Annotated in this window: 13 protein-coding genes; 5 read left to right on the forward strand and 8 right to left on the reverse strand. The window is 62.4% G+C overall.

Annotated features, from left to right (window positions below):
• Positions 1-270: 270 nt before the first annotated feature.
• The 3 genes from CAF79_RS22635 (at position 271) to CAF79_RS22645 (ending at position 2,702) form a co-directional block, all read left to right on the forward strand.
• The gene (locus CAF79_RS22635; RefSeq protein ID WP_085700390.1) at positions 271-675 is read left to right on the forward strand and encodes a hypothetical protein; all 405 of its coding nucleotides are present in this window, start codon (positions 271-273) and stop codon (positions 673-675) included.
• A gap of 40 nt (positions 676-715) precedes the next feature.
• Entirely contained in the window at positions 716-1,132 is a 417-nt protein-coding gene (locus tag CAF79_RS22640; RefSeq protein ID WP_085700391.1) for an organic hydroperoxide resistance protein, read from the forward strand.
• A gap of 136 nt (positions 1,133-1,268) precedes the next feature.
• Positions 1,269-2,702 (forward strand): catalase, encoded by a 1,434-nt coding sequence (locus CAF79_RS22645; RefSeq protein WP_085700392.1) that lies wholly within the window; start codon positions 1,269-1,271, stop codon positions 2,700-2,702.
• A 57-nt stretch (positions 2,703-2,759) separates the two neighbouring features.
• On the opposite strand, the gene CAF79_RS22650 is transcribed toward CAF79_RS22645, so the two are convergent.
• The 3 genes from CAF79_RS22650 to CAF79_RS22660 all read right to left on the reverse strand — a co-directional run bounded on the left by CAF79_RS22650 (position 2,760) and on the right by CAF79_RS22660 (position 4,987).
• Complete coding sequence (locus CAF79_RS22650; RefSeq protein ID WP_256579472.1) at positions 2,760-3,221, reverse strand: aldehyde dehydrogenase family protein; 462 nt, start codon at positions 3,219-3,221, stop codon at positions 2,760-2,762.
• Between the two features lie 66 nt (positions 3,222-3,287).
• A complete protein-coding gene (locus CAF79_RS22655) occupies positions 3,288-4,037 on the reverse strand; it encodes a creatininase family protein (protein ID WP_085700393.1) in 750 nt (249 codons plus the stop codon).
• A gap of 134 nt (positions 4,038-4,171) precedes the next feature.
• On the reverse strand, positions 4,172-4,987 hold the full coding sequence (locus tag CAF79_RS22660; protein WP_085700394.1) for a helix-turn-helix transcriptional regulator: 816 nt from the start codon (positions 4,985-4,987) through the stop codon (positions 4,172-4,174).
• Positions 4,988-5,121: 134 nt separating this feature from the next.
• Between CAF79_RS22660 and CAF79_RS22665 the strand changes: the two genes are divergently transcribed.
• Entirely contained in the window at positions 5,122-6,336 is a 1,215-nt protein-coding gene (locus CAF79_RS22665) for a CynX/NimT family MFS transporter (protein WP_085700395.1), read from the forward strand.
• 46 nt (positions 6,337-6,382) lie between these two features.
• Here the strand turns inward: CAF79_RS22665 and CAF79_RS22670 are convergent, their stop codons facing one another.
• The 4 genes from CAF79_RS22670 to CAF79_RS22685 form a co-directional block, all read right to left on the reverse strand.
• Complete coding sequence (locus tag CAF79_RS22670; RefSeq protein ID WP_085700396.1) at positions 6,383-7,159, reverse strand: alpha/beta fold hydrolase; 777 nt, start codon at positions 7,157-7,159, stop codon at positions 6,383-6,385.
• 24 nt (positions 7,160-7,183) lie between these two features.
• Positions 7,184-7,693 carry a cytochrome P460 family protein gene (locus tag CAF79_RS22675; protein ID WP_085700397.1) on the reverse strand — a complete coding sequence of 170 codons (510 nt, stop codon included), beginning with the start codon at positions 7,691-7,693 and terminating at the stop codon, positions 7,184-7,186.
• A 24-nt stretch (positions 7,694-7,717) separates the two neighbouring features.
• Entirely contained in the window at positions 7,718-8,761 is a 1,044-nt protein-coding gene (locus tag CAF79_RS22680) for an alpha/beta fold hydrolase (RefSeq protein ID WP_085700398.1), read from the reverse strand.
• Between the two features lie 71 nt (positions 8,762-8,832).
• On the reverse strand, positions 8,833-10,179 hold the full coding sequence (locus CAF79_RS22685; RefSeq protein ID WP_085700399.1) for an epoxide hydrolase family protein: 1,347 nt from the start codon (positions 10,177-10,179) through the stop codon (positions 8,833-8,835).
• A gap of 216 nt (positions 10,180-10,395) precedes the next feature.
• Between CAF79_RS22685 and CAF79_RS22690 the strand changes: the two genes are divergently transcribed.
• The gene (locus CAF79_RS22690) at positions 10,396-11,625 is read left to right on the forward strand and encodes an MFS transporter (RefSeq protein ID WP_085700400.1); all 1,230 of its coding nucleotides are present in this window, start codon (positions 10,396-10,398) and stop codon (positions 11,623-11,625) included.
• On the opposite strand, the gene CAF79_RS22695 is transcribed toward CAF79_RS22690, so the two are convergent.
• Complete coding sequence (locus tag CAF79_RS22695) at positions 11,612-12,577, reverse strand: quinone oxidoreductase (protein WP_170929771.1); 966 nt, start codon at positions 12,575-12,577, stop codon at positions 11,612-11,614. The two genes, CAF79_RS22690 and CAF79_RS22695, sit on opposite strands and share 14 nt — an antisense overlap.
• Between the last annotated feature and the right edge of the window lie 247 nt (positions 12,578-12,824).

Here is a 12,824-nt window from a genome sequence, read left to right on the forward strand (position 1 = left end):
AGACAGGAATGTCAAAAATGCTCGAACACCGCCCCACCGTTTCGTCCAGGCGACGGACATCGAAACCCGCGCAGAGTCTTGACCGGCCAGTGAAAAAACCACCGCGCGACGTGTTGCAATCACCCAGCGCTAACAAACGCTAACAACGCATAACTGGCAGTCATTCTGCCGTGAAGGCAGGCTTGAATCTCACCGCTGAACGCCAGGCCACCTGCGAACCTTTTCGGTCGCCTCGCTCAGTCGAACGATGGTTTTGCGAGGGATTCGACCATGGCTGAAGGTTATCGCAACAATTGCCTGTGCGAGGCTGACCGGCTCGGCAATGACGAACTGTATGCCTTGGTCGCGGGCGCCGTCAGCCATGGCCGGGGGGAGGCGCAACAACTGTTCGCGACGGTGACGCCGTTACTCATCGCCTTTTACGAGGGACAGGCGCAGGCCGGGCGGATCCGTCGTGAAGACACCGGCAACCTCGTCCAGCAAGCTTTCAGGATGCTCTATCAGGAACAGGCCGCCCATGACCCGAGCTTTCCGTTTCGCGCCTGGCTGATCGAGATCGCGCGCTCGACTCTGCTCAACAATCCGGGCCATCGCGGCACTGACGCCGTGGCCACGGCCGACGCTTTAGCGGGTGCGCCCATACGCGAATGCCATGAAGCCACACGGGCAACGTGAACCGCCCTTCTCGCTGTGCAATGCTCTTCAGGGAATGCCCATGATTGATATCGAAAAAACCCTCTACTCCGCGCATACCCACACCACAGGAGGTCGCGAGGGCACAGGGCGCAGTCAGGATGGCCGACTGGATCTCAAGCTTTCTCCACCGGGCGCACCCGGCAGCGGAACCAACCCCGAGCAATTGTTTGCCGTGTGCTGGTCGGCCTGTTTTCTGGGCTCACTGCGCCATGCCTGCAACGCGCGCAAGATCGGTTTTCCGGCAACGGCCGGAGTCGATGCTCAAATCGATCTGGTCCATGGGGAGCAGGGTTTTTTCCTGCAGGCGAGACTGGCGGTGTCACTGCCGGAGATCGAGCCTGAGGTGGCGCAACAACTGATCGACGCGGCGCACCAGAATTGCCCTTACTCCAAGGCCACGCGCAACAACATCAAGGTCAGCATCACCCTCGCCTGATCCGCCTTTTGCCCACAGCAAAACGCTCAGTCTTCCAACCACACCTTCGTACTATCCGGCGACACCATGGTGCAATAGATCGCGCCCGGGGCTTTTGATGTGATGGCGGGAAACCGACAAAAGCCAGGAGTTGCGCATGAACAAGCTGACGACTGCCGCGGGCGCGCCCGTGGTTGATAACAACAACGTACAGACCGCCGGCCCGAGAGGCCCGATGCTGTTGCAGGACGTTTGGTTGCTGGAAAAACTGGCGCACTTCGATCGCGAAGTCATTCCTGAGCGGCGCATGCACGCCAAGGGTTCGGGTGCGTTTGGCACTTTCACCGTCACCCACGACATCACCCGTTTCACCAAGGCCAAAGTGTTTTCCTGCGTGGGCAAGACCACCGATGTGTTCGTGCGCTTCTCGACCGTGGCCGGCGAACGTGGCGCGGCGGATGCCGAGCGCGACATCCGTGGATTCGCCATCAAGTTCTATACCGAGCAAGGCAACTGGGACCTGGTGGGCAACAACACGCCGGTGTTCTTTCTGCGCGATCCGTTGAAATTCCCCGACCTCAACCATGCGGTCAAACGCGACCCGCGCACCAACCTGCGCAGCGCCCGCAACAACTGGGATTTCTGGACACTGCTGCCCGAGGCGCTGCATCAGGTCACGATCGTCATGAGCGACCGCGGACTGCCGCGCACCTATCGCCATATGCACGGTTTCGGCAGCCATACCTTCAGTTTCATCAGCCCGGCGAACGAGCGTTTCTGGGTGAAATTCACCTGGAAGACCCAGCAAGGCATTGAAAACCTCACCGACCAACAAGCCGCAACCCTGATCGGCGATGACCGCGAAAGCGCCCAGCGCGACCTGTACAACGCGATCGAGGAAGGTCACTTCCCGCAATGGAAGCTCTACGTGCAAGTGATGCCGGAGCTGGATGCCGAGACTTATCCGATCAACCCGTTCGACCTGACCAAAGTCTGGCCCCACGCGGATTACCCGCTGATCGAAGTCGGTGTGCTCGAACTCAACCGCAACCCCGACAACTACTTTGCCGACGTCGAACAGGCAGCCTTCAACCCGGCCAACGTGGTGCCCGGCATCAGCTTCTCGCCGGACAAAATGCTTCAGGCGCGACTGTTCTCCTACGGCGATGCACAGCGCTATCGCGTCGGCGTCAATCATCATCAGATCCCGGTGAATGCGCCGCGCTGCCCGGTCAACAGCTATCACCGGGACGGCCAGATGCGCACCGATGCGAACGCGGGCAGCACAATCGGCTACGAGCCCAACAGCTACGGCCAGTGGGCCGAGCAACCGGATTTCAGTGAGCCACCGCTGGCCCTCAAAGGCAGTGCCGGACACTGGAATCATCGCGAGGACGACGATTACTTCTCGCAACCGGGTGCGCTGTTCCGGGCCATGTCGCCCGCCCGGCAACAGGTCTTGTTTGAGAACACGGCGCGCTCGATCCATGGCGCCAGCGCCCAGACCCGACAACGCCACATCGATAACTGCACCCGTGCCGATCCGGCGTACGGTGCAGGTGTTGCGCAGGCCATCGAAGCGCTGGGCTGATCCGCAATGATGCAAGCAGGGCCGGCAGGATTGATCCTGCTGGCCCTGCTGCCGTTGTCAGTCCTCTACGATGCTTTTCGCTTCAAGAAACGCTTCCAGCCCCGACACCCCGACCGGCTCCATGATCACCCTTGCATGTCCCGCAGACCGGACCAGCTCGTAGTTCTCCAGCACCTGCGCTGCGTTGGCGAAGGACTGCGACGCGTACTGGCTGACCCATTGCGCACGGGCCAACGGTGCGCCGTATTTCTCGATGGCGGTGTCGCGTATTTCGTCGGTGCTCTCCAGTACCGCCGCCTGAAGGCGCTTGAGCATGTCGATACGCTCGGCTTTGGAGGTACGCCCCATCGTGTTTTGCGCACGCTGGGCGGCGGCGATGGCTTGCCTGGCGTCGTCTCGGTTGGCCAGGGTGACGGTGCCGATGACAGATTCCGTTGCCGGATTGATGCATTCGATCGTTTCGCGGCCCTGAACGTGCACTAACACGCCATCGATGTAGCTGTGCTTGATAGTCCACATGTCGATATTCCCAAAGGGTTGAAACAGCAACGCCCGGAAAATCCGGGCGCTGGTCAGGGCGACGGCTCAGTCGGGTAATGATTCACGGCTGAAGGCTTGCACCTCCTGCACCAGGCCGCGAGCGGCCATTTCCACCAGTTGCCGGCCCTTTTCCGGCGAAGCCTGCGCCGGGTCCGAGCCCATTCGGCCGTCCGGGTGACGGGCGCGAAAATCCGCCGCCTCACGGATCGGTCCCCAATTGGCGATCTGCGGCGAATAGTCCGCCGACTTGATGGAATCGGGGTATGCCCACTGGGTCACGGCGATTTCCGAAGGCGTGGCATGAATGCCGTGGCCGGTCGGGAACTGCTCACGGGCCAGCTCGTTAACCCCTTCCAGGTCCCACCAGTTGCACAGCTTCAGGGCGAGCCCGGCTTTGCGGCGGGCGAAACTCGCTTCAGCGTACAGCTCCGAAAACGCGGCTTCGATTGACGCGATGTTGCCGCCGTGGCCATTGAGGAAAAAGATCTTTTCAAAGCCGTGGGCGGCCAGCGAACGAGTCCAGTCGGCGATAGCAGCGATGAAGGTCGAAGGCCTGAGCGAAATGGTGCCGGGGAAACCGAGGTGATGCTGCGCCATGCCGATGTTGAAAGTCGGGGCGATCAGGAGGTCGGTGTTCTTCTGCGCTTCATGGGCGATGATTTCCGGGCACATCCAGTCGGTGCCCAGCAGGCCGGTCGGCCCGTGCTGTTCGTTGGAACCGATCGGGATGACGATGGTGCGGCTGCGTTCGAGAAATTGCGCTATTTCGGACCAGGTCGATAGGTATAAAAGCATCAGGATTCTCACTCTTCGAAGGTTCCTCGCGGAACGAGGCTGGGTGTTCAATGCACCTGCAACAGCAGCGTCATTGATACCACCCGCCTCCCTTCAACGACAGAATACGAAGGTATCGGAATCGTAAAAACACCCTAATCGCGGACGAGAAATTCGCGGGGCGATTCGCCCATCACCCGTCTGAACATTGCGCTGAATGCACTCTGGCTGGCGTAGCCCAGATCCCGGGCAATCAGCCCGACGGACTGCCCCTTGTCGAGCCGGTCGATGGCGGTCGCCAGCCGCACTTGCTGCAGCCAGTGGCGAAAATTCAGGCCGGTCTCATTGACGAACAAGCGAATCAGCGTGCGCGAACTGGCGCCGACCCGGTCTGCCCAATAGCCGATCGAATGGTCTTGTCCGGGGTCCTGCAGAATCGCCTCGCAGACCGTGACCAGTCGCCGGTCGAGCGGCCACGGCACTTCGATCGGCAACGTCCGCGCCGCCTGCAACTCATTGATTATCAGCGCCACGATGTGCGCGTTGCGCCCCTCCTGCGGATACTCGATAGGCTGCTCGGCCAGGGCCAGAATCAACTCGCGCAGCAGTCCGGGGATCTCCAGCACTTTGCAGTGAGGGCCCAGCCCGGCGCAGACCTGCGGGTCGATGTAGATCGAGCGCATTTTGACGGCGCTCAGCATCAACTGATCGTGGATCATTCCGGGCGGAATCCACAGCGCCCGCTTCGGCGGCAGGATCCACAACCCTCGTTCGGTGGCTACCCGCATCACGCCGTTCGAGGCATACAGCAACTGCCCGTGTCGATGTACATGCGGTTCGTTGTACTCGCCGGTGGCCTGATCGCGCACCAGCACGGTCATTACGCGCGGCACATCCTGATAGTCGGGATAACGTTCGCTGCGCGGCGCGGATCCTCGCTTTGCGACGACCTTGCGCACCTCTTGTTTCATCGAGTGTTGCCTCCTGAAAACAGACGTTGATCGTGGTAAAGCGGCGATTGTCACTTTGGCGACAAATCCTGGCATTTGCCATGGCCGGCCCATTGTTAGCCTTGCGCTCATTGTTCATCAATGAGGCCTTTCCCATGGCAATCACCCGCAATCTCTCCGGCCACCAGCAGAGCGTCACGGCGGTGATCGGCCTGCTGATCCTGTCCATCGCCCTGCGTCCGCCGATCATCTCGGTGGGCCCGATTCTGCTGTTGATCCAGCAGCACTTCCAGTTGAGCTACACCCAGGCCGCGCTGCTGACCTCGATTCCCGACGTGTGCATGGGCGTGTTTGCATTGCTGGTTCCGAGCCTGGCCCGACGTTTCGGGATTGATCGCAGTGTCGTCGTCGCGCTGACACTGTTGGGCACGTCCACCTTGCTGCGGGCGATCTCGCCAAACGCATTGTTCCTGCTCGGCAGTACGTTCTTCGCCAGCATCGGCATTGCCGTCGCCGGCGCGATGACCGGTGCGTGGATCAAGACCCACTTTGCGCAACGGCCGGCGCTGTTCATGGGCATTTATGCCGGCGGCCTGAGTCTGGGCGCGACCCTCGCGGCGGTGCTCAGTGCGCCGATTGCCGAGCTGGCGCAGGACTGGCAGGTCAGCGCCGGAGTCTGGAGCGTGCTGTGCCTCACCGCCATCGTCAGTTGGGTGTGGATGGCACGGCGTTTTGCGACACCGGCGCCAGCGGTGAAATCGCCGTCGAACCCGAGCAAACGCCTGCCATGGGGCAAGCTGCAGGCGTGGCTGATCGCGTTGAACTTCGGTGCCGGTCAATTCGTGGTCTACGCCCTCTTCGCCTGGATGGCGCCTGCCTCGGTGGAAGCGGCCACGTCGAGTATTTCCCCGGGCATCCTGCTGGGCATTTTTACGGCGGTGTTCGCCGTCGCCAGCGTGGGTGCGGGACTGATTCCGGGCAAGGCCCACGACCGGCGCGGTTTGCTCGGGTTGTCGGCGTTGCTGGCCCTGCTCGGGGTGGGCGGCATGGCGTTCCTGCCGGCGTACTGGCCGATGCTGTACGTGGTGCTCGCGGCCATCGGGTTGGGCATGGGTTTCACCGTGGCCATGACCTTGCCGCTGGATCACGCCAGCACCAGCGAACAGGCCGGATTGTGGACGGTGTTCATGTTGTTCATCGGTTACCTGATTGCCGCGCTCGGGCCGCTGTTGTTCGGTGCCCTGCGCGAATACGCCGGGCACTATGGCCCGGCGTACACCTTGCTGTTCGCGGTACTGCTGTTGATGCTCGGCATCACCCCGCTGCTCAGACTGGCACCGGCAAGATCGCCGCAGGTGTCCGCTGCCTGAGCGCGAAGTGACAGACCTGCGACGCGCCTCGGCACGTCGCAGGGTTTCAGTTGGCCGCCGCGACTTTTTCAATCAATCGGGCCACTGGCGCCGGGTTCGACACCATCACCACGTGAGAGCCGCCCTTCACCACCTCGACCGCCCTGGCATCTGCACGCTTGGCCATGAACGCCATCGCCTGGGGCGGGATGTTCTTGTCCTTGTCGCCGTAGATGTACCACGACGGAATATGCTTCCAGGCCGGCGTTCCGGCCTGTTCGTTCAGCGCCGCTTCGGTCACCGGGCGTTGGGTCGCGGCCATCAGGGCCGCTTGTGCAGCCGGCACGTCGGCGGCGAACTGGTCGTGGAATTTGCTCTGCTGGATGTACAAGTCCTTGCCGCCATCGGCCAGCGCAACGGGTGGCGCCAGCGTTGGCCCGAGGGTGCTGCCGGGAAACTTGCCGGCGAGTCCTGCGACGGTCTCACCCGTTTCGGGGGCGAAGGCGCTGACGTACACCAGTGCTTTGACATTGGCATGATCGTTGGCTGCCTCACTGATGACGTTGCCGCCATAGGAGTGACCGACCAGCACCACCGGCGACTGGATGCTGCTCAGCAATGCCGATACCGCTGCGCCATCGCTCTTGACGCCGCGCAACGGATTGGCGGCGGCGATCACCGTGTAGCCATCCTTCTCGAGAATTTTCGCCACGCCATTCCAGCTCGACGCGTCGGCAAACGCACCGTGCACCAGCACGACCGTGGGTTTGGCGGTTTGGGCGAAGGCATTGGCGCCCAGGCACAGGCCGGCAGCGATGCTGAGTGCAGTCAGTGTTTTTTTCATGTGGATGTTCCTCGTATGACAGATTCAGGGGGCGTATCGGGTGAAGACAAAATCGTGGTTCTGCACCCGCGCCTGATGGCAGGCAAAGCAGGTCTGGTGCTGGGCTTCATCGGCGGGTTTGCCGTTGATGAACCGGCCGAATCCCCAGCCACCGGTCGAGGCGTATTGGCGCGAGTCCTTGACCATCACCTGAACGGTGGTGGCCGCCCCCGGAATCGAGGCTGGCTCGAATTCCGGCGACTGCACGTGCTTCCACGCCAGCTTCACCAGCACCGTGCCCTCGGGAAACGGCAGCGTCTTGCCCTGGTAAGCCTTGATCGCCCGGTCATTGCCCAGTACCGCGCGCAGTTCATTCAGCGGCGCGGCTTCCTGTGCCGGAGCAATCAGTGCCCACTGGCGGTAGTTTTTCGGCAGCTTCACGCCGTAGATCGGCGACGCTTCGCCGTCATCGGCCTGGCCCAAAGCGACACCGGCAGCCGCCAGTGCCGCGAGCGAAATGGCCGCTGGCAGCACGGCCCAATGGTTGAGTTTCATCGTCGGATCCCCTTCAGCCAGCGATCAGAGATGATCGGCATCGATCACCGCCTGAGCGAACGCCTGCGGCGCTTCTTGTGGCAGGTTGTGGCCGATGCCGCCGCTGATCAGCCGGTATTCGTACTTGCCAGTGAAGCGTTTGGCGTAGGCCTCGGCCGGTGGGTGCGGCGCGCCATTGGCGTCGCCTTCGAGGGTGATGGTCGGCACGCCGATCGAGGGGAATGCCGCCAGTTTTTTCTCCAGCGGATCGTATCGCGCCTCCCCTTTGATCAGCCCCAGGCGCCAGCGATAGTTGAAGATCGACACGGCGACGTGATCTGGATTCTGCAACGCGGCGGCACTGCGGTCGTAGGTGGCGTCGTCGAAGTTCCATTTCGGCGAGGCCAGCTGCCAGATCAGTCTGGCGAAGTCATGGGTGTTTTTTTCGTAGCCCAGGCGGCCGCGCTCGGTCGCAAAGTAGAACTGATACCACCACTGCAACTCCGCCGCCGGCGGCAGCGGCGTCTTGCCGGCGTCCTGGCTGCCGATCAGGTAACCGCTCACCGCCACCAGCGCTTTCACCCGTTCGGGCCAGAGCGCGGCGACGATGTCGGCGGTGCGCGCGCCCCAGTCATAACCGCCGAGCACGGCCTGCTTGATCTTCAGTGCGTCCATGAAGTCGATCAGATCCTTCGCCAGCGCCGCCGGCTGGCCGTTGCGCACGGTTTTGGCAGACAGGAAACGTGTGTCTCCATAGCCGCGCGCGTAAGGAATCAGCACCCGATAGCCCTTCTGCGCCAGTGCCGGTGCCACGTCGGTGTAGCTGTGAATATCGTATGGCCAGCCGTGCAGCAGGATGACCACCGGACCGTCGGCGGGCCCGACTTCGGCGTAGGACACGTCCAGCAATCCGGCCTTGACGTGTTTCAGCGCGCCGAAGGATACGTTGGTGCCGGCGGTAATGGCGTCGATCTTGCCGGCGGGCACTTCGGTGGCGCTGGCGTATGCCGAGGCAATGCCCAGCGCAAGCGCCAGCATCGAAACGGTGAGCAAGCGCCGGGATGGGGTTAGAGCATTAGAGTCAGTCATGCCGAGTCTCCCTCGTGAACCGCCGGGCGGCGGTTCCGTTCTTTGGTTTGAAGGGCTTGCGGATTGAAGGGTTAGCGCGCTGCCTGCGCAGCGGTTTTCTGCGCAGCCGCACGCAGTGGCCGGAAGGCTTCGCGCAGTTCTTCGCTGAACAGTTGCGGTTGTTCCCATGCCGCGAAGTGCCCGCCCTTGCTGACTTCGCTGAAGTAGGCCAGCGAGGGATAGGCGCGCTGCGACCAGACTTTCGGCGCACGGTAGATTTCGTGGGGGAATACGGTGATCGCCACCGGCACCTTGATGTCGGCAGTCTTCTGCGCGGCGGCGCTGAAGTTATTGTTGTTGTTCTCCCAGTAGAAACGGGAGGACGACGCCCCGCTGTCGGTCAGCCAGTACAGGCTGATGTCATCGAGCATTTCATCGCGGCTCAGGACCTTCTCGGGCTGACCGTCGCTGTCGGTCCACGCGGCAAATTTTTCGTACATCCAGGCTGCCGTGCCGGCGGGCGAGTCGGCCAGCAGATAGCCGATGGTCTGCGGCCGGGTCACCATCATTGCGCCGTAAGCGGCGTTGCGGCCGAAGAACTGCCTGAGCGAATTGAAGGCCGTGACCTCCGGTGCGGTCAGTCCCGCTGGAGCCGGATCACCGCTGTTGATCGGTTTGACCAGTTCCGGCGGTACGGTGGCCGGCATGTTCAGGTGGATGCCCAGCAAGCCGGGCGGCGCCAGGCGGCCCAGCGCATCAGAAATCACCGAACCATGATCGCCACCCTGGGACACGTAATGGCTGTAGCCCAGACGCTGCATCAACACATCCCAGGCCTTCGCCACCCGGTCAGGCCCCCAGCCGAGTTCGGTCGGCTTGCCGGAAAAACCATGGCCGGGAATCGACGGGATCACCACATCGAACGAGTCCTCGACCTTGCCACCGTAGGCCACGGGATCGGTCAGCGGACCGATGGTCTTGAGGAACTCGAACTGCGAACCCGGCCAGCCGTGGGTGAGGATCAGCGGCATCGCATTGGGATTGCGCGAGCGCACATGGATGAACTGGATATCGACGCCGTCGATGGTGGTCACGAATTCCGGCAAGGCGTTGAGCTTCGCTTCGGCCTTGCGCCAGTCATAGCCATTGCCCCAGTACTTGACCAGTGCCTGGACCTGCGCCAGCTGCACACCCTGGGACACGTCGTTGACCGTTTCCTTGTCCGGCCAGCGGGTGTCGGCAATGCGTTTGCGCAAGTCGCTCAACTTCGCTTCGTCGACATGCACGGTGTACGGGCGAATGGCTTGCGATGAATCCGCGGCCGGCGTCGTGGCCCAGGCGCCGCTGCTGCCAGCGAGTACGGCAAGGCCGAGCGCGCCGCCCCTGATGGATGACGCCAGGCAATGGCGCCAGGTGAGACCGGACAGAACCGCAACCATGATGGATCTCCTTGTAGTCATTATTCGAAAGGCATCGCCAATCGGATCAGACCACCGCGCTGGCATCGGGACGATTACACGATGGTGTCGGTCGATACCTTGGTATGACGCGCTGGCCTGGCGCGCAAAATCGCGCTCGAATTCAGCAGCGGTTAACGGGCAGAATGCGGCGGGGAAACGGCCCATTTGAATGACAGAGCGGAACAAGGATTGCGGATGCGTGGGGAAACAGCGCTCGAACGCCTGAGCACTACGCCATCGACCACTTCGCAATGGTGGGTGATCGGGCTGTGCATGCTGTTCAACGTGATCGACGGACTCGACGTGATGGCCATGGCCTTCACCGCCAGCCGGGTTGCGGCGGAGTGGGCGTTGAACGGCGCGCAACTGGGCCTGTTGTTGAGCGCAAGCCTGGTCGGGATGGCGCTCGGTTCGTTGCTGGCTGCGCCCAGGGCCGACCGCTTCGGGCGCAGACCTTTATTGCTTGCCGGCCTGCTGCTCAGTGGCCTGGGTATGTTGCTGTCGTTCTGGAGTCCGGATCATCACGTGCTGATGTTCCTGCGTCTGCTGACCGGCATCGGCACTGGGGCGGTGCTGGTCGGCGCGAACGTGCTGACGTTCGAACACGCCAGCCCGCAGCGGCGCAATCTGGCCGTCGCGTTGCAATCTCTCGCCTTCGCCATGGGCGCCAGTCTGGGCGGTGTGCTGGCGCATGGACTCAATGACTTGATGGGCTGGCGGTATGTCTTTCTCGCCGGGGGCTGCATCACGCTGGTAGCGGCGTTGGCCGGTGTCTTTTGGCTGCGAGAGTCGCCGTCATTTCTGGCACTTGAACACCGCGCGCCTATTCCTCCGCTGTCGCCTGACGACGTCAGCCGGCCGTTTTCAGCCGGTCAGTGGCAACAGACTCTGTCGCTGGCACTGGCACTCTTTCTGTTGATGTTCTGCTTTTACTTCGTGATGAGCTGGACGCCGGCCCTGTTGGTCGACAATGGCTTTACCGACCAGCAAGGCGCCCGGATCGGGATGCTGTTGGCGCTGGGTGGCATGCTCGGCGCCCTGTTTCTGGGTCTGGCAGCCAATCGTTTCGGCTGCCGACGTTTGTTGTCGGGTTTTCTGCTGCTTGACGCAGCACTGCTGCCGCTGATGGTGCCGGCCTCGCACGTCCCCGGTCTGGCGGCACTCGTGGCGGTCACGCTGGGGCTGATGCTCAATGGTGCAGTCGCGGCTCTGTTTGTCCTGGCCCCTCAAGCGTTCTGCACGTCGGTTCGCACGACTGGCGTCGGTGTGGTGCTGGCGATGGGGCGTCTGGGGGCGATCATTTCGCCGGTGGTCGCCGGGTTTCTGCTGGACGCCGGATGGACCGCACAACACCTGTTCATGTTTTTCGCCGGTAGCCAGGTGTTGGCGGTCCTGCTGATCCGGCGTGGCACTAGGGAACGATGATCAGCTTGCCCGTCGTGTTGCGCGACTCGATATCGCGATGGGCCTGTTGCGCATCATCCAGTGAATAACGCTTGCCGATCACGGCTTTCAGTTTGCCGGCACTGACCCACGCGAACAGTTGCCGGGATTTTTCCAGCAGCACCTCGCGGTTGCGCACGTAGTGCATGACCGAGGGATACGTCAGCTTGATGCTGCGCGGCATGCTGAAGATATCGATCGGCGGTGTCGGGTTCATGAACGGTCCGTACAAGGCCAGTGTGCCGAAGTAGTCCAACATCTCCAGCGAGTCGGCGAAACCTTCCGCGCCCGTGCCGTCGTACACCACATTCACCCGCTGGCCGTCGGTCAGGCGCAGGACCTGTCCGGCAATGTTTTGCGCCCGCCCGATCACCACATAGTCCGCCCCCGCCGCGAGTACCGCCTCGACCTTGTCGGCATGAGAAACCCGGCCTATGACCTTGCCGCCCAGCAGTTTGATCAGTTGGGTCAGCATCAGCCCCACGCCCCCGGCCGCCGCATGCACGAAGGCTACGTCGCCCGGCTGGATCGCATGCACCTTGTCCACCAGATTGCTGGCGGTCAGGCCTTGCATCATCAGGCTGGCGGCGGTGGTGAAGTCGATGTCGTCCGGCAACGGCACCAACTGGCTGACCGGGGCGATCACCTGTTCAGCGTAGCTGCCCGGCACGTAATGCCAGGCCACGCGGTCACCGACACTGAACTCCGTCACCTGCGGGCCGGTGGCCAGAACGATGCCGGCGCCTTCTGCGCCCAGTGTCAGCGGCAGTTCCCAGGCAGCGCCGAGCCCGCGTCGGGCACCGGTGTCCATGAAATTGATACCCGCCGCCATGACCTTGACCAGGACCTGTCCGGGCCCCGGTTCTGCCAGTTGAATGTCTTTCACCATCAAGACTTCAGGCCCGCCGAAGGCCTCGATTACCACTGCTTTCATAATGTTCTGCCCTGTCAAAGGGACGGCCTGTCCTGCTGCCTTTGCGGTGGCAGGAGTGCGGACGTCACATCGTTTTCATTCAATCGTCGGAGGACGTTGAAACCAGGGCCAAGACTGCGCGGCGGATGTATCCTCGCGGTTTCTCGAACAGGCTGATTTGCATGTTTGTATGGCTCGAGGGGCCGTAGATACAGTGGCTTACAAAAGTGCCACTGTGATGTCCGTCGCAGCGTGCGATGGCGGCCGA

The organism is Pseudomonas sp. B26(2017) (assembly GCF_002113045.1).
Taxonomy (GTDB): Bacteria; Pseudomonadota; Gammaproteobacteria; order Pseudomonadales; family Pseudomonadaceae; genus Aquipseudomonas.